This is a genomic window from Streptomyces mexicanus, from assembly GCF_902506575.1.
GTDB classification, from domain to species: Bacteria; Actinomycetota; Actinomycetes; order Streptomycetales; family Streptomycetaceae; genus Streptomyces; species Streptomyces mexicanus.
In genome coordinates this window covers 5,803,458-5,822,049 of record NZ_LR732544.1, presented here as the reverse complement: position 1 = coordinate 5,822,049, position 18,592 = coordinate 5,803,458, and the positions used below count along the sequence as shown (strand labels likewise).

Here is an 18,592-nt window from a genome sequence, read left to right as displayed (position 1 = left end):
GTGTGGGGGTGGCCGGACGGTGGGGTGACCGTCTCCGGGGCGTGTGCGGTGCGCTCACGCCCCGGAGACGACGTGCCGTGGATCCCGCTCGGATCCACGGGTCCCGGCCGGGAGCCGTCCCTCCCGGCCGGAGTTCTTCGGCGGGGCGGCCGCGCTCGGCGGCCGGCCCGGGGGTGCGGGGTGCGTGCCCGCGGATCAGCCCTGCGCGGCGATCCGGGCGAGGCGCTGGGCCTCCTCGCGGGTGGAGCGGGCGATGGCGTCCTCGTCGACGGTGAGCAGGCGGCCGTTGTCGACGATCTGCCGGCCGCCCACGAAGGACGCGGTGACCGGGGCCGCCGCGCCGAAGACGAGCGCGGTCACCGGGTCGGCGATGGAGGCGTGGGCGAGGGTGTCCATCCGCCACAGCACGACGTCGGCCAGCTTGCCCGGCTCCAGCGAGCCGATCTGGTCGGCGCGGCCCAGGACCCGGGCTCCGCCGTAGGTGCCCAGGCGCAGGGCCTGGCGGGCGTCCAGGGCGGCCTCCTTGTGGGCGCCGAGGCGGTTGATGAGCAGGGCGTTGCGCAGCTCGGTGTGCAGTTCGCCGGACTCGTTGGAGGCGGTGCCGTCCACGCCGAGACCGACCGGGACGCCGGCCTTCAGCATGTCGGGGACCCTCGCGATCCCCGCCGCGAGGCGTGCGTTGGAGGACGGGCAGTGGGCGACACCCGTCTTCGTCCGCCCGAACGCCTCGATGTCGGAGTCGGTCATGTGGACGCAGTGCGCCATCCACACGTCCTCGCCGAGCCACCCGGTGGACTCGAAGTAGTCCGTCGGGCCCATGCCGAACAGCTCGTGGCAGAACTTCTCCTCCTCCACGGTCTCCGAGCCGTGGGTGTGCAGCCGTACGCCGAGCCGGCGGGCCAGTTCGGCGCCCTGGCGCAGCAGTTCGGTGGAGACGGAGAACGGGGAGCAGGGGGCGACGGCCACCTGGGTCATGGCGTCGAAGGAGGCGTCGTGGTGCTTCTCGACGGTCTCCTCGGTGGCCGCGAGCGCACCTTCCAGCGTCTCCACGGCGAAGTCCGGCGGCAGTCCGCCGTCCTTCTCGCTGCGGTCCATGGAGCCGCGGGCCAGCGTGAACCGGACGCCCATCTCGGAGGCGGCCTTGATGATCGCGCCGGACAGGTCGCCGGAGCCGTGCGGGTAGACGTAGTGGTGGTCCATGGCGGTGGTGACGCCGCCGCGGGCCATCATCGCCAGCGACCCCTGCGCCGCCGTGTAGCACATCTGCTCGTCGATGCGCGCCCACGTCGGGTACAGCGCGACCAGCCAGTCGAACAGGTTGTGGTCGGTGGCCAGGCCACGGGTGATCCACTGGTAGAAGTGGTGGTGGGTGTTGACCAGACCGGGCGTGGCCAGGTGACCGCTCGCGTCGATCCGGCGCACCACGTTCTCCAGGCCCGCGGGTGCCCGGCCGGCGCCGACGGACTCGATCTTGTTGCCGGCGATGACGAGGTGGCCGGAGGCGAACTCGGTGTCGCCCGCGTCCACGGTCGCGATCGCGCAGTTCTCGATGACGATGCGCTGGGCTGCCGATGGTGCCATTGCGCTTCCTTGTCTTTCCGGTGGCGGCCCGGGGACGGGGTGTCCCCGGGGAGGGCACGGCAGGACCCTAGGAGGATTTGAGTGCCGGAGCCGTGCGGCTCCGGGTGCCGAGATGGTTGAAGAACAGGTTGAGCAGGACCGCGACGATCGCGCCGGCGCTGATGCCGGAGCCGAGGACGGTCTGCGCCCAGGCGGGGAACTCCTCGTAGAAGGTGGGGGCGGCCAGCGGGATGATGCCGGCGCCGAGCGCCACGGCCACCAGGATGATGTTGGAGCTGTCGTCGAGTCCGGCCTCGGACAGGGTGCGGATGCCGCTGACGGCGATCGAGCCGAACAGCACGATGCCCGCGCCGCCCAGGACCGGCATGGGGACCAGGGAGACGACCGCGCCGAGCACCGGGAAGGCGCCGAGGACCAGCAGGGCGGCACCGGCGACGGCGACGACGTAGCGGCTGCGCACCCGGGTCAGGGAGACGACGCCGACGTTCTGGGCGAAGGCGGAGGTGGGGAAGCCGCCGAAGACGGGGCCGATCAGGGTGGCGATGCCGTCGGTGCGCAGGCCGCGGGTGATGGTCCTCGCGTCGGCACGGCGGTCGCAGATCTCGCCGAGGGCGAGCATGCCCGCGGAGGACTCGGTCATCAGCACCAGCATCACGATGCACAGCGACAGGATGGCCGCGGGCTGGAAGACGGGGCTGCCGAAGGCGAACGGCGTGGGCAGCGCGGCCAGCGGCGCGGACGTCAGGCCGCTGAAGTCGGCCATGCCGAACGGGATGGCGACCAGGGTGCCGATCAGCAGGCCGAACAGCAGGGCGACCTGTTTGACGAAGCCCTTGCCGAAGCGCTGGATCAGCAGGATGACGACGAGGGTGAACGCGGCCAGCGCGAGGTGGGGCATGGAGCCGAAGTCGGCGGCGGTCTTGTCGCCGCCCTGGGCCCAGCCGACCGGCACGGGCATCAGGGTCACTCCGATGAGGGTGATCACCACGCCGGTGACCAGCGGCGGGAAGAATCTGAGGAGCCGTCCGAAGAACGGTCCGATGGCGAGGCAGAAGACGCCGGCGACCATCACCGCGCCGTAGATGGCGGGGAGTTGGTGGCCCTTGCTGTTGGTCTCGGCGATGGCGAGCATCGGCGCGATGCCGGCGGAGGAGGCGGCGTTCACGAACGGCAGGCGGTTGCCGACGACGCCCTTGATGCCGATGGTCTGGATGATGGTCGCGATGCCCGCGATGAACAGGCTCGCGGCGATGAGCCGGGTGCGGGCCGCGACGTCGAGCCCACAGGCCTGGCCTATGATGAGCGGAGGAGTGACAACGCCTGCGTACATCGCGGCGATGTGCTGGAGCGCGGCGGGGACGAGCCGCGAGGGGTGGAGCTTTTCGTCCACCGGGTGCACGGACGTGACGGCGTCCTCGGTGTGCATCGGCGGGGTGGAACAGGAGCCTTTCGCCGGCTCCCTTGCAGGCTGTGCCATTGTGTTCCCTCCGGTGTGGCGTGCCACCGGCCCGGGCGGCCGGGCCGGTGGCACGCGTCCCGCGTCAGAGGTTGGTCATGTCGACCGGGATGAGCTGCTCGGCGCCGTCGCGCAGGATGGTGGCCTCGATCAGGCCGTAGGGGCGGTCGGCGGCGTAGTACACGGCGCCGTCCTTGGCCTCGTTGTCGATCCCGAAGGGCGACAGGTCCGAGCGGAAGTGGTGCTTGTTGGGCATCGAGAAACGGATCTCGTCGACCTCGTCACGGGAGTTGAGCACCCGCACACCCATCTCGAAGAGGGTCTGCTGGAGCGAGTACGAGTAGGTCTCGGCGAACGCCTGCAGCGCGTGCTTGCGCACCCCGTTGTACGAACGGTCCCAGTCGGGGGCGTGCGAGTCGATGCCGTCCCAGTTGTGCCGCCACCAGGTGGAGACGGTGGTGGCGAGGATGCGGTCGTAGTCCTCCTGCAGGGTGGTGTACTTGTCCTTGAGGAAGCCCCAGAACTCGGAGTTCGTGGAGTTCAGGACGGTCAGGTCCTTGAACCCGGAGAGCACCTGGATGCCGTGGCCGTCGTAGGTGATCTGCGCGACGCGGGTCTCCTGGCCCTTGCGGACGAAGGAGTGGGCGATCTCGTCGGCGCCGACGAAGCGGGCACCGCCCTTGGAGGTCTCGATCCGCTCCCAGGCGTACTCCTCGATGCGGATGCGGGCCCGGTGGATCGGCTCGGTGTCGTCCACGAAGTGGCGGGCGAGCTTGATGCCGAAGTCCTCGGCGCTCTCGATCCCGTGCTCCTTGGCGAAGGCGTAGACCGTGTTCTTGGTGGTGTCGGTCGGCAGGACGTTGGCGTTGGAACCGCTGCGGTGGACCTCTTCCATGTCGCCGGACAGGGCGATGGAGACGTTCAGGTCCTTGATGTGGTGCGTGTCGCCGTCACGCGTGATCTTGACAACGCGGTTCTCCGCCTTGCCGTACTGGTTCTGTCCCAGGACGAAACGGGTCATGGTGTCGGTCAGCTCCCTCGGTAAACGGAGTAGCCGAACGGGTTGAGCAGCAGCGGAACGTGGTAGTGCTCACCGGGCACCACCGCGAAGGCGATGGTGACCTCGGGGAAGAACACCGGCCGGCCGTTCTCGCTGTCCCGGAGCGCGGGGGCGTCCTGCTGGGCCGCGGCTTGTTTCTTGGCGAAGTACGTCTCGGTGTCGAAGGCGAGCCGTACGTGGGTGGTCCCCTCCGGCAGGGCCGGAAGGTCCTTGCACCGCCCGTCCGCATCGGTCGCGGAGCCGCCGAGCGCCTGCCAGTCCCCTCCCTGCCCGACTCGGGCGGAGAGCTGGACGGCGACGCCCTCGGCGGGCCGGCCGATACTGGTGTCCAGGATGTGCGTGGACACGGAGGCGGTGGTCTCGGTGCTCATGGTTTCCTCTTCGGGCGTCGTCGAGCAGGTGCTCAGGCGTCTTCGAGCAGTCGCGCGAGCCGGATGCGGTTGATCTTCCCCAGCTCGGTGCGGACGATCTCCCGCTCCTGCTCCGGCGCGTTGCCGATCCGTTCCTTGACCGCGTCCCGCATCTGCTCGCCGGTCCTGCCGGTGGCGCAGATGAGGAACACGTGGCCGAACTTCTCCTGGTAGGCCAGGTTCAGTTCGAGCATCTCCGCCTTGAGTGCCTCGGAGGCGCCGGCCATGCCGCTCTGTTCGCGGGCAGAGGTCGGGTCGCCGGGCTCGGGGCGGCCGATCGGCGGGTGGCCGGCCATCGCCTCCTCCAGGTCGGCCGTGGTCAGCTCGGCCATGGCGGCGTCGCTGGCGGCGTAGAGGTCCTCGGGACCGGCGTAGGGTCGGGCGGCGAGCAACCGCTCGGCCCACGCCGTGGAGGCGCACGCCTCCAGGAGCGCGGCGCGGGCCGCGGCGTCCGGGAGAGCGTTGAAGCGGGCGAGGCCCGACGGCGTGGAAGTCGTAGTCACGGGAGCCTCCGTGGCCGCGAACGGCCTTCGTGCTGAACGGGCTGCGGATAGCTAACGCCCTCCGAAACACTGCGTCAACAGTTTGTTGAAAATTCTGGGTAAACCCCGGTGGCGTTCAGGTTCGGCCGCGGGGGCCCAGGGAGGGGGTTCGGCACATCCGGCACGTCCGGCGGGCAGTTGGGCGCGCCGGCCGGGTTCCTCACCCCTGGCGGGACCACGGGTTCCCGGGAGGGGGTTTCGCTCCCCTGGAGGTGACGGCGCACCCCGGGGCGGTCAGCTCCCCTTCTCCCGGTTCAGGTAGTTGTAGACGGTGAAGCGGCTGACGCCCAGGGCGCTCGCCACGGTCTCCACCCCGTGCCGCACGGCGAAGGCGCCGCGCGCCTCCAGGGTGCGGACGATCTCCTGCTTGGCCTTGCGGTCCAGCTCCGCCAGCGGCATGCCCATGCGGCGCTCCATCGCGGCCAGGATGTGATCGAGGGAGTCGGCCAGCTGGGGCAGGCGCACGGCGACGGCGTCCGCGCCCTCCCAGGCCAGCACGACGTCGTCGGGACCGGCCTCGTCGGGCGGGAGCATCTCGCCGCCGATGGCGTCGACCAGCGGCTTGACGGCCGTGATGAACCGCTCCTCGCCGCTCACCGATCACCCTCCCCGATCACGTTGACCTGGAGCGATATCCGGGTCGCGCCGGCCTTCAGGCTTCTGCGCAGCAGGGTGTCCACGGCGGTGAGGACCGCGTCGGCACCCCCCTCCGCGGTGTTGCCGAACGGCCCGACGTCCACGGCGTCCAGCTCGGCGCCCTCGATCACCTCGCGGGCCACCAGCGCGTGCGCGGGCGCCTCGTCCAGGTCGAACGGTTCGGTCGTGAACTCCACTCTCAATCGCACGCGCTCAACCTAACGCGCAAGGCCGGTTTTCGGGCAGGGTCGGCGGCCCCGAAGGCCCCGGGCCAGGACGTCCGCGGGCGACCCCCTTGACAAGGCGCGACCTCCGACGGCAGTCTTCCATTACGCAGAAACAAACTTCCGTAATACGGAATAACGACTCAGCGGAAGGGAGCGCGGCCCTGATGGGATTCGCAGACCAGCGCTTCAACGTCAACCTGTCGATCCTCTTCACGGAACTCCCGCTCCTGGAGCGCCCCGCGGCCGCCGCCGCGGCCGGCTTCACCGCGGTCGAGCTGTGGTGGCCCTGGATCGACACCCCCACCCCCGAGCAGTCCGAACTGGACGCCCTGAAGAAGGCGATCGAGGACGCGGGTGTCCGGCTCACCGGCCTGAACTTCTACGCCGGCAAGCTGCCCGGCCCCGACCGCGGCGCCCTGTCGATCCCCGGTGAGGAGTCCGAGCGGTTCCGCGCCAACATCGACGTCGCCGTCGACTTCGCCGACTCGCTCGGCTGCAAGGCGCTCAACGCCCTGTACGGCAACCGCGTCGAGGGCGTGGACCCGGCCGAGCAGGACGCGCTCGCCCTGGAGAACCTTCTCCTGGCGGCCCGCGCCGCCCACCGGATCGGCGCGATCGTCCTGATCGAGGCGCTGAACAAGCCCGAGTCGCCGCTGTGCCCACTGGTGAGCGCGCCCGCCGCGGTCGGCGTCGTGGACAAGGTCAACGAGGCCACCGGCCTCGGGAACGCGAAGTTCCTGATGGACCTGTACCACCTGTCGATGAACGGCGAGGACCTGCCCGCGGTGATCGAGCGGTACACCGCGAAGACCGGCCATGTGCAGATCGCCGACAACCCGGGCCGCGGCGCCCCCGGCACCGGCTCGCTGCCGCTGGAGGACCTGCTCGACCAGCTGAGGAAGGCCGGTTACGACGGCTGGGTCGGCCTGGAGTACAAGCCCGGCGACCAGCCCAGCGCCGAGTCCTTCGCATGGCTGCCGCGCGAGGCGCGCGCCGCCCGCTGAGACCTCCGGCGCCCGCGCACGGGCGCCACCTCACCGACGTACGCAAGAAGTCAGAGCAGTCAGAGAGGCACCCCCTCATGAGCAACAGCCTTCCCAAGATCGCCTGGATCGGCCTCGGCATCATGGGCTCCCCCATGTCCGAGAACCTGATCAAGGCGGGTTACCAGGTCACCGGCTACACCCTGGAGCAGGAGAAGCTGGACCGCCTGGCCGCCGCCGGCGGCACCGCGGCCGGCTCGATCGCCGAGGCCGTCCGCGACGCCGACGTGGTCATCACGATGGTGCCGGCCTCCCCGCAGGTCGAGGCGATCGCCTACGGCCCGGACGGCATCCTGGAGAACGCCAAGTCCGGCGCGCTGCTGATCGACATGTCCTCGATCACCCCGCAGACCTCCGTCGACCTGGCCAAGGCGGCCAAGGACAAGGGCATCCGCGTCCTGGACGCCCCGGTCTCCGGCGGCGAGGCGGGCGCCGTCGAGGCGGGGCTGTCGATCATGGGCGGCGGGGAGCAGGCCGACTTCGACGAGGCCAAGCCGATCTTCGAGGCGCTCGGCAAGACCATCGTGCTGTGCGGTCCGCACGGCTCGGGCCAGACCGTGAAGGCCGCCAACCAGCTGATCGTCGCCGTGAACATCCAGGCGTGCGCCGAGGCCGTGGTCTTCCTGGAGAAGTCCGGCGTGGACCTCAAGGCGGCCCTGGACGTCCTCAACGGCGGTCTGGCCGGCTCGACCGTGCTGACCCGCAAGAAGGACAACTTCCTCAACCGGGACTTCAAGCCGGGCTTCCGCATCGACCTGCACCACAAGGACATGGGCATCGTCACCGACGCCGCCCGCAACGTCGGCGCGGCCCTGCCCGTCGGCGCCGTGGTCGCCCAGCTGGTCGCCTCCCTGCGCGCCCAGGGCGACGGCGGCCTGGACCACTCGGCCCTGCTGCGGGCCGTGGAGCGCCTCTCCGGCGCCCAGGTCTGACCGGCCCGAGCGCCACCGGACCGCGAAGGGCCCTCGTCCGGATCGACCCTGATCCGGACGAAGCGGCCCCAGGTCCCCACAGCTCCGGGGACGCCGCCGCCGACACCTGTCCTGTCGCGCCCAGGCGGCGGCGTCTCCCGGACCCGTACTCCGGCGGCGATCGCGGCTGCCCGCGGCCCGGCCCGACCCGAGTTTCAACAAACTGTTGACGACCCGATCGCCCCAAATCTAGGCTCCACGAAGCGGAAACAAGTTTCCGCTGCCCGTCGCATGGAAGGTCCACGATGTCGAAGCGCGTGCTCACGACCGAGTCCGGCGCCCCGGTCGCCGACAACCAGAACTCCGCCTCCGCCGGCATCGGCGGCCCGCTGCTGCTGCAGGACCAGCACCTGCTGGAGAAGCTGGCGCGCTTCAACCGCGAGCGCATCCCGGAGCGCGTGGTGCACGCCCGTGGTTCCGGTGCCTACGGCCACTTCGAGGTGACCGACGACGTCACCGGCTTCACCCACGCCGACTTCCTCGGCGAGATCGGCAAGCGCACCGAGGTGTTCGTGCGCTTCTCCACGGTCGCCGACTCCCTCGGCGGCGCGGACGCGGTGCGCGACCCGCGCGGCTTCGCGGTGAAGTTCTACACCGAGGAGGGCAACTACGACCTCGTCGGCAACAACACCCCGGTGTTCTTCATCAAGGACCCGATCAAGTTCCCCGACTTCATCCACTCCCAGAAGCGCGACCCGTTCACCGGCCGCCAGGAGCCGGACAACGTCTGGGACTTCTGGGCCCACTCCCCCGAGGCCACGCACCAGGTGACCTGGCTGATGGGTGACCGCGGCATCCCGGCGTCCTACCGGCACATGGACGGCTTCGGCTCGCACACCTACCAGTGGACGAACGCCAAGGGCGAGGCGTTCTTCGTCAAGTACCACTTCAAGACGGACCAGGGCATCCGCTGCCTGACCACCGAGCAGGCCCAGGAGCTGGCGGGCAAGGACCCCAACTCCCACCAGACCGACCTGCTGCAGGCCATCGAGCGCGGCGTGCACCCGTCCTGGACCCTCTACGTCCAGCTGATGCCGGCCGACGAGGCGGAGGACTACCGCTTCAACCCGTTCGACCTGACCAAGGTGTGGCCGCACAAGGACTACCCGCTCAAGCGCGTGGGCCGCCTGGTGCTGGACCGCAACCCGGACAACGTGTTCGCCGAGGTCGAGCAGGCGGCGTTCTCGCCGAACAACTTCGTGCCGGGCATCGGTCCCTCGCCGGACAAGATGCTCCAGGGCCGGCTGTTCGCCTACGCCGACGCGCACCGCTACCGCCTGGGCGTCAACCACACCCAGCTGCCGGTGAACGCGCCCAAGGCCGTGCCGGGCGGCGCGAACAACTACGGCCGCGACGGCTTCATGGCGACCAACCCGCAGGGCCGGCACGCCAAGAACTACGAGCCGAACTCCTACGACGGCCCGGTGGAGACCGGCCGCCCGCTGTCCGCCCCGCTGGCGGTCTCCGGGTACACCGGCACCCACGCCGCCCCGCTGCACACCAAGGACGACGACTTCTTCCAGGCCGGTGAGCTCTACCGCCTGATGTCCGAGGACGAGAAGTCCCGCCTGGTCGCGAACATCGCCGGCGGCCTGTCCCAGGTCACCCGCAACGACGTGATCGAGAAGAACCTGGCCCACTTCCACGCCGCCGACCCCGAGTACGGCAAGCGCGTGGAGGAGGCGGTCCGCGCCCTGCGCGAGGACTGACCCGTCAAGCCGCGTCCGGTGTCCCGGCGGGGAGGCCAGGACCCGGACGCACCCGCCCCGCGCGGGCGTCGGACGACCCGGATGAGGGGTGGTCGGCCGGCGCCGCGCGGGCAAGGGCGAGGACCGCGGTGGAGTGCGAGCCAGTGCGGTGGTGAAGGTTCCGTGGCGCGCCTTCTCGACCAGAGGGAAGGCCGCCCGGCACCGTCGCACCCACCGCGGTCCCGGCCACGCCGCTCTCGCGGCCCCGCGAGCGGCCCACACACTCCGTCCGGCGGCGCGAATGTCCTGTCGCGCCCAGTCTCGCGCCGTCGGACGGTCTCCACCTCCCGGCACACCACGGCCTCACCGGGGCCGAGGAGCGCCGATGCGGACGGTCCCGCATCGGCGCTCTTCGGTGTGCCCGGACGCCCGGCTGCGGCTGCCCGGGCCGCGCCGGGGTTCCCCGGGGTGCGCGGCGGGCGGGGGCGCAGGAGGCTGAGGGCATGGAGCACTACACGCAGCATCCGCACATCGTGGTGCACCCGCCGGCGCTGGACGGCTCCCGACGGGTCACCGAGGGCGACGTGACCCTCGGGCTCGCGTCGCACCTGGACGACGTGGTCGAGATCCTCCGGCTCGCCGACCTCGACCGGATCGAGGTGGAGGAGAGCGATCTCGTCGAATGGCAGGGCGGCGGCCCGGAGGACTGGCCGGGCCTGTCGGAACACGAACTGTGAGCCGGGTGCCGCCCGCGCCCGCCCTCCTGCGCCGCCACGGCCCACCGCCGCGCGTTCCGCGTACGGCACGGGACGTAGGCGTCGTACGTCATGCTCAAATCAACCTCTGAACCCGGCCCGCGGGGGATCGAGCCACCCGGCCCGTGGGCACAGTGTCACCGAGGGGCCCGCCGGCACGGGGGCGGCGGGCCCCTCTTCCACGGCCGGGGAGAGCGACGAGGGCGTCGGGCAGGATTCGAGAAGCGCGGGACGCCCGGTCCGCTCTAGCCTGCTCGACATGAAGCTCACCATCCACACCAGCGTCCTGCCGCACGACGACCCCGACGCGTCGCTCGCCTTCTACCGGGACGTCCTCGGCTTCGAGGTCCGCAGCGACGTCGGGCAGGGCCGGATGCGCTGGGTCACGGTCGGCCCGCCCGGGCAGCCCGACACCTCCCTGCTGCTGGCGCCGCCGGCCGCCGACCCCGGCATCACCGAGGACGAGCGCCGCACCATCGCCGAGATGATGGCCAAGGGCACCTACGGCTGGATCCTGCTGGCCACCCCGGACCTCGACGAGGTCTTCGAGAAGGTGCAGGCCGGTGACACCGAGGTCGTCCAGGAGCCGACCGAGCAGCCGTACGGCGTCCGTGACTGCGCCTTCCGCGATCCGGCGGGCAACCTGGTCCGCATCCAGGAACTGCGCTGAGGCCGAGAAAGGGAAGGTGGTCCCATGTGCCCGCCGGAGTTGCGGCGTGCCCGCATCGAGGCGCAGCGCCTTTCCGACCTCGCGCGGCTGCGCCGCGTCCGCGACCGGACCGACCGGGAGTACGCGCAGCCGCTGAACGTCGAGGCGCTCGCCCGTGGGGTGAACATGTCCGCCGGGCACCTCAGCCGGCAGTTCCGGGCGGCCTACGGCGAGTCGCCGTACGCGTACCTGATGACGCGGCGCATCGAGCGTGCGGCGGCGCTGCTGCGGCGCGGCGACCTCAGTGTCACCGAGGTGTGCTTCGCGGTCGGCTGCGCCTCCCTGGGGACGTTCACCACCCGCTTCACCGAGCTGGTCGGCATGCCGCCCGGGGCGTTCCGGCGCCGGGCGGCACAGGCCGGGACCGACCCGGCCGAGGCCGCCGTACCGGCCGGTGCGGCTGACCCGACCGGTGCGGCTGACCCGGCCGGTACGGCGGAGCCCGGGATCAAGGTGGAGGGGATGCCGGCGTGCGTGGCCAAGCAGGTGACGCGACCGGTCAGGAACCGTGTGGCGCGGGTTTGAGCCCCCTCAGCCGGCGGACGCGGCGGCAGTGGTGACGGACGGACCCTCCGCGCCCGGGCCGGTGACGGGCCGGGTGACGCGGTAGCACTGACCGGCCGTCCGGTCGCGACCGGGAGATGCGGACAAGGGCCACCGCTCGCGTCGAGCGAGCGGGCCGCGGCCTCGGCGGTGGCGCGGGCCTGCCGCGGCATCGACGCCACAGCCCGCTGCCGACGTTCGCCGTCGACCTTCCCGGCGTGCCGGTCGGCTCGCGACCGCGCCGCGGATCCGGAGGACAGAGCGAGGGGTGGCCCGTCCCCCCGACGGGCCACCCCTCAGCGTGTGTGGCGCGGTGTGCGATGCGGTGTGCGGCGCCGTGGGGTGCCGCGTGTGGTGCTGTTCGCCGTCAGACCTTCAGCGTCTTGACCGCCGTCGGCGCGTGCGCCGGCTCGGTGGCCAGCTCCTCGAACTCGACGACGTTGCTGATGTCGTTGGTGCCGGACATCGAGATGTTGGTGACGCGCTCCAGGATCGCCTCCACGACGACCGGGACCCGGTACTCCGCGGCGAGCTTCTTGGCCTGCTCGAAGGCGGCGCCCAGTTCAGCGGGGTCGGTCACGCGGATCGCCTTGCAGCCCAGGCCCTCGGCGACCTTGACGTGGTCGACGCCGTAGACGCCCAGCTCCGGGGAGTTGATGTTCTCGAACTCCAGCTTGACCTGGAAGTCGATGTCGAACGCCCGCTGCGCCTGGCGGATCAGGCCCAGGTAGGAGTTGTTCACCAGGACGTGGACGTAGGGGATCTTGTGCTGGGCGCCGACGGCCAGCTCCTCGATCATGAACTGGAAGTCGTAGTCGCCGGAGAGGGCCACGACCGGGGACTCGGGGTCGGCCTTGGCGACACCGAGGGCGGCCGGGACGGTCCAGCCCAGCGGGCCGGCCTGGCCGCAGTTGATCCAGTGGCGCGGCCGGTAGACGTGCAGCATCTGGGCGCCGGCGATCTGGGAGAGGCCGATGGTGGAGACGTAACGCGTCTCCGGGCCGAAGGCCTTGTTCATCTCCTCGTAGACGCGCTGCGGCTTGATCGGGATGTTGTCGAAGTGCGTACGGCGCTGCAGGGTGGCCTTCTTCTCCTGCGCGGCGGCGGCCCAGGCGGAGCGGTCGGGCAGCGTGCCGGCCGCCTTCAGCTCGCGCGCGACCTCGACGAACAGCTCCAGCGCGGCCTTGGCATCGGAGGCGATGCCGTAGTCGGGGGCGAAGATCTTGCCGATCTGGGTGGGCTCGATGTCCACGTGGACGAACGTCCGCCCGGCGGTGTAGACGTCCAGCTTGCCGGTGTGGCGGTTGGCCCAGCGGTTGCCGATGCCGAGGACGAAGTCGGACTCCAGGAAGGTGGCGTTGCCGTAGCGGTGGGAGGTCTGCAGGCCGACCATGCCGGCGTTCAGCTCGTGGTCGTCCGGGATGACGCCCCAGCCCATCAGGGTGGGCACCACCGGCGTGCCGGTCAGCTCGGCGAACTCCACCAGCAGATCGGCGGCGTCGGCGTTGATGACGCCGCCGCCGGCCACGATCAGCGGCCGCTCGGAGGCGTTGAGCATCCCGATCGCCTTCTCGACCTGGGCACGGGTCGCGGCCGGCTTGTAGACGGGCAGCGGCTCGTAGGTCTCCGGGTCGAACTCGATCTCCGTCATCTGCACGTCGATCGGCAGGTCGATCAGGACCGGGCCGGGCCGGCCCGAGCGCATCAGGTGGAACGCCTGCTGGAAGACGCCGGGGACCTGCGCGGCCTCCAGGACGGTGACGGCCATCTTGGTCACCGGCTTGGCGATGGAGGCGATGTCGACGGCCTGGAAGTCCTCCTTGTGGATCACGGCGGTCGGCGCCTGGCCGGTGATGCACAGGATCGGGATGGAGTCGCCGGTGGCCGAGTACAGGCCGGTGATCATGTCGGTGCCGGCCGGGCCCGAGGTGCCGATGCAGACGCCGATGTTGCCCGGGTGGGTGCGCGTGTAGCCCTCGGCCATGTGCGAGGCGCCCTCGACGTGCCGGGCGAGGGTGTGGGTGATGCCTCCGGAGGCCTTGAGTGCCGCGTAGAAGGGGTTGATCGCCGCGCCGGGGACACCGAACGCGTCCGTGACGCCCTCGCGCTTGAGGATCTCAACTGCCGCGCGGGCAGCGGTCATACGAGCCATCGAGTACTCCTGCTTCGGCTGTCTTCTGCTGTCTCGGCTGCCGGATTCGCACTCCCGTCGCGCCCCGCGGTGAGTCTCTCCGTACTTCCGTATAGCGGAAAGTAGTTTCTACGATCTGGAAGCAATGTAGGGGGGTGCGGGGAAGCCGTCAAGAGACCGGGGCGCCGGGGCGGTCGCAGTCGGCGGCGCACACGACGGACCGGGGAAGGGTCAGGAGGGGCCGGGCGGTGGGCCGGGCACGAACAGGACCCCGGTCCGTCGTGTGCGCCGCCGACTGCGCACGCGGACGGACCGGGGTCCTGGTGGGGCTGTACTCGAATGCTCGCCTTTCGGCGGTTCACACCTGCGCGGTGCCGTATCTCTCGCGCAGTTCGACCTTGCGCACCTTCCCGGACACCGTCATCGGGAAGGTTTCGAGGATCTCCAGCCGGCTGGGGATCTTGTAGTGGGCGAGCCGTCCCGCGCAGAAGGACCGCAGGTCCTCCAGCGTGGGCGGGTCGGCCGCGTCGAGCGGGACGACGCAGGCGAGCACCTCCTCGCCGTACGTCTCGTGCGGGACGCCGACGACCTGCACGTCCCGGATCTTCGGGTGGCCGTAGAGGAACTCCTCGATCTCGCGCGGGTAGATGTTCTCCCCACCGCGGATGATCATGTCCTTGATGCGGCCGACGATCTCCACGTAGCCGTCCTCGCGCATCACCGCGAGGTCCCCGGTGTGCATCCAGCGGCCCGCGTCGATGGCCTCGGCGGTCTTCTCCGGTTCCTCCCAGTAGCCGAGCATCACGCTGTACCCGCGGGTGCACAACTCCCCCGCCACCCCCCGGGGTTGCGTGACGCCGGTGGCCGGGTCGACGACCTTCACCTCGATGTGCGGCAGGACGCGGCCGACCGTGCCCGTGCGGTGTTCCAGGTCGTCCTCCCTGCGGGTCTGCAGGGACACCGGGGAGGTCTCGGTCATGCCGTAGCAGATGGACACCTCCGCCATGTGCATCTCGGCGACCACCCGTTTCATCACCTCCACCGGGCAAGGCGAGCCCGCCATGATGCCGGTGCGCAGGCTGGAGAGGTCGTAGGCGGCGAAGTCCGGCAGGTTCAGCTCGGCGATGAACATCGTCGGCACCCCGTACAGGGATGTGCAGCGCTCCTGCTGGACGGCCTCCAGGGTGGCCCTCGGGTCGAACGACGGCGCCGGGATCACCATGCACGCGCCGTGCGAGGTGGCCGCGAGGTTGGCCATCACCATGCCGAAGCAGTGGTAGAAGGGAACGGGGATGCAGATCCGGTCCTGCTCGGTGTAGGCGATCGACTCGCCCACGAAATAGCCGTTGTTGAGGATGTTGTGGTGGGAGAGGGTGGCCCCCTTGGGGAAGCCCGTCGTGCCCGAGGTGTACTGGATGTTGATGGGGTCGTCGCAGGACAGCTCCGCGGCCCGGGCACGCAGTTGCTCGGCGTGGGCGGGGGTGCCGCGGGCGATCATCGCCTCCCAGCTCGGGTCCCCGATGTAGACGGTCTCCCGCAGCCGCGGGCACGCGCCGCGCACCTGCTCCACCATCGCCCGGTAGTCGCTCGTCTTGTGGCGCAGCGAGGCGAACAGCAGGGAGACTCCGGCCTGTTTGAGGACGTACTCCACCTCGTGGGTGCGGTAGGCCGGGTTGATGTTCACCATGACGGCGCCGATGCGGGCGGTGGCGTACTGCACCAGCACCCACTCGGGGCAGTTGACCGCCCAGATGCCCACCCGGTCGCCCTTGGCGACCCCGCTCGCCAGCAGGGCGCACGCCAGGCGGTCGACGTCCGCGGCGAACTCGGCGTACGTCCAGCGGCGGCCGGAGGCCACGTCGACCAGCGCCTCGCGGTCGGGCCAGGCGGCCACCGTCCGGTCCAGGTCGGCGCCGATGGTGTCGCCGAGCAGGGCCGTGGTGCCGGTCCCGTGCGCGTACGACAGCCGGGGGGCCCGGAGGTGCGTCGGCTCGCTCACCGGAAGTCCTCCTCGCGGTACTCGTGCTCGGAGCCGGCGGCCGTGGCCTCGCGCAGCTCGATGCGGCGGATCTTGCCGGAGACGGTCTTGGGCAGCTCGCCGAACTCCAGGCGGCGGATGCGCTTGTAGGGGGCGAGGACCTGGCGGGAGTGCTCGAAGAGCACCTTGGCGGTGTCCGGGCCCGGCTCCCAGCCCTCGGCCGGCACGATGTACGCCTTCGGCACGGCCAGCCGCAGCTCGTCCGGCGCGGGCACGACCGCCGCCTCGGCGACCGCCTCGTGCTCCAGCAGGGCGCTCTCCAGCTCGAAGGGGCTGATCTTGTAGTCGGACGCCTTGAAGACGTCGTCGGCGCGGCCGATGTAGGTGATGTAGCCGTCCTCGTCGCGGGAGCCGATGTCGCCGGTGCGGTAGTATCCGCCGGCCATCGCCTCCGCCGTGCGGTCGGCGTCGCCGTGGTAGCCGGCCATCAGGCCGACCGGGCGCGTGGACAGGTCGGGCGCGATCTCGCCCTCGCGGGCGCCGGGGGCTCCGGTGACCGGGTCGAGCAGTTCGACGCGGAACCCGGGGCTGGGCCGGCCCATCGAGCCGGTCTTCAGCGGCTGGCCGGGGCTGTTGGAGACCTGCACGGCCGTCTCGGTCTGCCCGAAGCCGTCCCGGACGGTCACGCCCCAGGCCCGCCGGACCTGCTCGATGACCTCCGGGTTGAGCGGTTCGCCCGCCGCCACGGCCTCGCGCGGCGGGGTGCGCAGCTGGCTCAGGTCGGCCTGGATGAGCATGCGCCACACCGTCGGCGGGGCGCAGAAGGTGGTGACGCCCGCGCGGTCCATCTCGGTCATCAGCCGGGCCGCGTCGAAGCGGGTGTAGTTGTGGATGAAGACGGTCGCCTCGGCGTTCCAGGGGGCGAACAGGTTGGACCAGGCGTGCTTGGCCCAGCCCGGCGAGGAGATGTTCAGGTGCACGTCGCCCGGCCTCAGGCCGATCCAGTACATGGTGGCCAGGTGCCCGATCGGGTACGAGACGTGGGTGTGCTCCACCAGCTTGGGGCGGGCGGTGGTGCCCGAGGTGAAGTACAGCATCAGCGGGTCGTCGGCGAGGGTGGGGCCGTCCGGCACGAAGTCGGCGGGCGCGGCGTAGGCGTCCTCGTACGGCTCCCAGCCCTGCTCGGGCAGGCCGCCGACCGCGATGCGGGTGTAGGCGCCGGGCACCTCGGCGAACTTGGCGGTGTCCTGCGCCCGCACGATCACGTGCTTGACCCGGCCCCGCTCGACGCGGTCGCGCAGGTCGGCGGGGCCCAGCAGCGGGGTGGCGGGGATGACGACGGCACGCAGCTTCATCGCGGCCAGCGCGGTCTCCCACAGCTCGGCCTGGTTGCCGAGCATCACCAGGACGCGGTCCTCGGCGGCGACACCGCGCTCGCGCAGCCAGGTGGCGACGCGGTCGGAGCGCTCGGACAGCTCGGCGAAGGACAGGCGGGTCTCGGTGCCGTCCTCCTCGACGATGTGCAGGGCGGTGCGGTCGTTGTCCTGCGCGATGACGTCGAACCAGTCCAGGGCCCAGTTGAAGTGCTCCGGGCGGGGCCAGCGGAAGCCGGCGTAGGCCGTGGCGTAGTCCTCACGGTGTTCCAGCAGGAAGTCCCGCGCCCCGCGGAACAGCTCCGTCGCCGTCGTCATCAGTCCTCCAAGTGCGGTCCTTCACATCCGGACCATTGCCGGGCGGCCGAGTCACATCGTGTAATCCGTGATGCGGGTCTCACCACCCCCGAACGGGGGTGTGGTGAGCGCGGGTCCGTGGAAGGGGCGAGGCGGGTGACGGCGGAGGCGTCCGGGGCGGCGGAGATCAGAGGTGCGCTGCTACGGCTGCGGCGCGCGACGGGACTGCCCGTCGCCTTCGGCGGCCTGGGGGAGCCGGGCCTGGCCCGGGTGCGGATCAGCGAACTGACGGGGACGGCCACGCAGGCGCTCAGCGCCCTGGCGGTGACCTCCGGCAACGGGCTCGGCGGCAAGGCGGTGGCGCTGGCCCGCCCCTGCGCGGTGACGGACTACTCGCTGTCCCGGCAGATCAGCCACGAGTACGACGCGGCGGTGGCCGCCGAGGGACTGCGCTCGGTACTGGCCGTGCCGGTGGTGGTACGGCGGCGGGTGCGCGGCGTGCTGTACGGCGCGCTGCGCACGGCGCTGCCGCTGGGCGACCGCGCGCTGAACGCGGCCGTGCAGGCCGCGCGGGACGTGGAACAGGCGCTCGTGGCGCGGGAGGAGGCACGCGACCTGCTGGCGGCGGCCCGCCCCCGGCCGGCGCCGGACGGGCCGGCGAGCGGCGCGGCCTGGGAGCAGGTCCGCGAGGCCCATGCGGCACTGCGCGCCCTGGCCCCGCGGATCACGGACCCGGCGCTGCGCGCCGAACTCCTGGACGCCTGCGGCCTGCTGACCGCGGCGGCCGCTCCGGCGCGGGAGGTGAGCCTGGCGCCGCGGGAGGTGGACGTGCTGGCCTGCGTGGCCTCCGGCGCGACCAACGCCGCCGCCGCGACCCGCCTGGGCCTGAGCCCCGAGACCGTCAAGGCCTACCTGCGCTCGGCCATGCGCAAGCTGAACGCCCACACCCGCGGCGAGGCGGTGGCGGCGGCCCGCAGGGCGGGGGTGCTGCCGTAGAGGGTGTGCCGTCCTGGAGCGAGGGACGGGGAGGCCTGCCGCCGCCGACGGCCGGCATGCCTCTTCGGGAGCGGGAGCGCGCACAAGGCCGTAGACGCGCGCCGCCCCGAGGTGGGAGCGCGCGTACCGCCGTGGACGCCGTGCCGCCCTGTGCCCTGTGCCCTGTGCCCTGTGCCCTGGGGACGGTGTGCTGCGG

17 protein-coding genes are annotated in these 18,592 nt (G+C 71.4%); 7 read left to right on the top strand and 10 right to left on the bottom strand.

Features of this window, described 5'->3' with window-relative positions:
* Positions 1 to 195 precede the first annotated feature (195 nt).
* From GV126_RS25955 to GV126_RS25925, 7 genes are all read right to left on the bottom strand, one after another.
* Complete coding sequence (locus GV126_RS25955) at positions 196 to 1,581, bottom strand: 8-oxoguanine deaminase (RefSeq protein ID WP_159671324.1); 1,386 nt, start codon at positions 1,579 to 1,581, stop codon at positions 196 to 198.
* 67 nt (positions 1,582 to 1,648) lie between these two features.
* A complete protein-coding gene (locus GV126_RS25950) occupies positions 1,649 to 3,058 on the bottom strand; it encodes a nucleobase:cation symporter-2 family protein (RefSeq protein WP_159671321.1) in 1,410 nt (469 codons plus the stop codon).
* Positions 3,059 to 3,122: 64 nt separating this feature from the next.
* Positions 3,123 to 4,058 carry a factor-independent urate hydroxylase gene (gene pucL, locus GV126_RS25945; protein ID WP_159671319.1) on the bottom strand — a complete coding sequence of 312 codons (936 nt, stop codon included), beginning with the start codon at positions 4,056 to 4,058 and terminating at the stop codon, positions 3,123 to 3,125.
* Between the two features lie 8 nt (positions 4,059 to 4,066).
* Positions 4,067 to 4,468 carry a hydroxyisourate hydrolase gene (gene uraH, locus GV126_RS25940; RefSeq protein ID WP_159671316.1) on the bottom strand — a complete coding sequence of 134 codons (402 nt, stop codon included), beginning with the start codon at positions 4,466 to 4,468 and terminating at the stop codon, positions 4,067 to 4,069.
* A gap of 32 nt (positions 4,469 to 4,500) precedes the next feature.
* Complete coding sequence (uraD, locus tag GV126_RS25935; RefSeq protein ID WP_159671313.1) at positions 4,501 to 5,010, bottom strand: 2-oxo-4-hydroxy-4-carboxy-5-ureidoimidazoline decarboxylase; 510 nt, start codon at positions 5,008 to 5,010, stop codon at positions 4,501 to 4,503.
* 273 nt (positions 5,011 to 5,283) lie between these two features.
* Positions 5,284 to 5,646, bottom strand: coding sequence for a helix-turn-helix domain-containing protein (locus GV126_RS25930; protein ID WP_028424092.1), 363 nt, complete (start codon positions 5,644 to 5,646; stop codon positions 5,284 to 5,286).
* Positions 5,643 to 5,894 (bottom strand): hypothetical protein, encoded by a 252-nt coding sequence (locus GV126_RS25925; RefSeq protein ID WP_159671310.1) that lies wholly within the window; start codon positions 5,892 to 5,894, stop codon positions 5,643 to 5,645. The genes GV126_RS25930 and GV126_RS25925 overlap by 4 nt, the downstream gene beginning before the upstream one ends.
* A 182-nt stretch (positions 5,895 to 6,076) precedes the next feature.
* On the opposite strand from GV126_RS25925, the gene GV126_RS25920 reads away from it, so the two are divergent.
* The 6 genes from GV126_RS25920 to GV126_RS25895 all read left to right on the top strand — a co-directional run bounded on the left by GV126_RS25920 (position 6,077) and on the right by GV126_RS25895 (position 11,603).
* A complete protein-coding gene (locus GV126_RS25920; protein WP_159671307.1) occupies positions 6,077 to 6,916 on the top strand; it encodes a TIM barrel protein in 840 nt (279 codons plus the stop codon).
* Positions 6,883 to 7,887: a 2-hydroxy-3-oxopropionate reductase gene (locus GV126_RS25915; RefSeq protein ID WP_268977443.1), complete on the top strand. Its 1,005-nt coding sequence runs from the start codon at positions 6,883 to 6,885 to the stop codon at positions 7,885 to 7,887. Before GV126_RS25920 ends, GV126_RS25915 begins: the two co-directional genes overlap by 34 nt.
* A gap of 284 nt (positions 7,888 to 8,171) precedes the next feature.
* Positions 8,172 to 9,635: a catalase gene (locus tag GV126_RS25910; protein WP_159671301.1), complete on the top strand. Its 1,464-nt coding sequence runs from the start codon at positions 8,172 to 8,174 to the stop codon at positions 9,633 to 9,635.
* Positions 9,636 to 10,117: 482 nt separating this feature from the next.
* Complete coding sequence (locus GV126_RS25905; RefSeq protein ID WP_159671298.1) at positions 10,118 to 10,351, top strand: hypothetical protein; 234 nt, start codon at positions 10,118 to 10,120, stop codon at positions 10,349 to 10,351.
* 277 nt (positions 10,352 to 10,628) lie between these two features.
* The gene (locus GV126_RS25900; protein ID WP_159671295.1) at positions 10,629 to 11,039 is read left to right on the top strand and encodes a VOC family protein; all 411 of its coding nucleotides are present in this window, start codon (positions 10,629 to 10,631) and stop codon (positions 11,037 to 11,039) included.
* A 24-nt stretch (positions 11,040 to 11,063) separates the two neighbouring features.
* Complete coding sequence (locus GV126_RS25895; protein ID WP_159671292.1) at positions 11,064 to 11,603, top strand: helix-turn-helix transcriptional regulator; 540 nt, start codon at positions 11,064 to 11,066, stop codon at positions 11,601 to 11,603.
* A gap of 385 nt (positions 11,604 to 11,988) precedes the next feature.
* On the opposite strand, the gene gcl is transcribed toward GV126_RS25895, so the two are convergent.
* The 3 genes from gcl to GV126_RS25880 form a co-directional block, all read right to left on the bottom strand.
* Complete coding sequence (gene gcl / locus GV126_RS25890; protein WP_159671289.1) at positions 11,989 to 13,773, bottom strand: glyoxylate carboligase; 1,785 nt, start codon at positions 13,771 to 13,773, stop codon at positions 11,989 to 11,991.
* 337 nt (positions 13,774 to 14,110) lie between these two features.
* Positions 14,111 to 15,751 carry an AMP-binding protein gene (locus GV126_RS25885; protein WP_159671286.1) on the bottom strand — a complete coding sequence of 547 codons (1,641 nt, stop codon included), beginning with the start codon at positions 15,749 to 15,751 and terminating at the stop codon, positions 14,111 to 14,113.
* Complete coding sequence (locus GV126_RS25880; RefSeq protein ID WP_159671283.1) at positions 15,748 to 17,421, bottom strand: AMP-binding protein; 1,674 nt, start codon at positions 17,419 to 17,421, stop codon at positions 15,748 to 15,750. The genes GV126_RS25885 and GV126_RS25880 overlap by 4 nt, the downstream gene beginning before the upstream one ends.
* A 135-nt stretch (positions 17,422 to 17,556) precedes the next feature.
* On the opposite strand from GV126_RS25880, the gene GV126_RS25875 reads away from it, so the two are divergent.
* On the top strand, positions 17,557 to 18,396 hold the full coding sequence (locus GV126_RS25875; protein ID WP_159671280.1) for a helix-turn-helix transcriptional regulator: 840 nt from the start codon (positions 17,557 to 17,559) through the stop codon (positions 18,394 to 18,396).
* Positions 18,397 to 18,592 lie beyond the last annotated feature (196 nt).

Coding starts and splice junctions, on each gene's coding strand:
- GV126_RS25880 (WP_159671283.1), bottom strand. CDS start 17,421: ATGACGACGGCGACGGAGCTGTTCCGCGGGGCGCGGGACTTCCTGCTG.
- GV126_RS25955 (WP_159671324.1), bottom strand. CDS start 1,581: ATGGCACCATCGGCAGCCCAGCGCATCGTCATCGAGAACTGCGCGATC.
- GV126_RS25900 (WP_159671295.1), top strand. CDS start 10,629: ATGAAGCTCACCATCCACACCAGCGTCCTGCCGCACGACGACCCCGAC.
- GV126_RS25950 (WP_159671321.1), bottom strand. CDS start 3,058: ATGGCACAGCCTGCAAGGGAGCCGGCGAAAGGCTCCTGTTCCACCCCG.
- GV126_RS25920 (WP_159671307.1), top strand. CDS start 6,077: ATGGGATTCGCAGACCAGCGCTTCAACGTCAACCTGTCGATCCTCTTC.
- GV126_RS25910 (WP_159671301.1), top strand. CDS start 8,172: ATGTCGAAGCGCGTGCTCACGACCGAGTCCGGCGCCCCGGTCGCCGAC.
- uraH (WP_159671316.1), bottom strand. CDS start 4,468: ATGAGCACCGAGACCACCGCCTCCGTGTCCACGCACATCCTGGACACC.
- gcl (WP_159671289.1), bottom strand. CDS start 13,773: ATGGCTCGTATGACCGCTGCCCGCGCGGCAGTTGAGATCCTCAAGCGC.
- GV126_RS25895 (WP_159671292.1), top strand. CDS start 11,064: ATGTGCCCGCCGGAGTTGCGGCGTGCCCGCATCGAGGCGCAGCGCCTT.
- GV126_RS25905 (WP_159671298.1), top strand. CDS start 10,118: ATGGAGCACTACACGCAGCATCCGCACATCGTGGTGCACCCGCCGGCG.
- GV126_RS25915 (WP_268977443.1), top strand. CDS start 6,883: ATGGCTGCCGCGCGAGGCGCGCGCCGCCCGCTGAGACCTCCGGCGCCC.
- pucL (WP_159671319.1), bottom strand. CDS start 4,058: ATGACCCGTTTCGTCCTGGGACAGAACCAGTACGGCAAGGCGGAGAAC.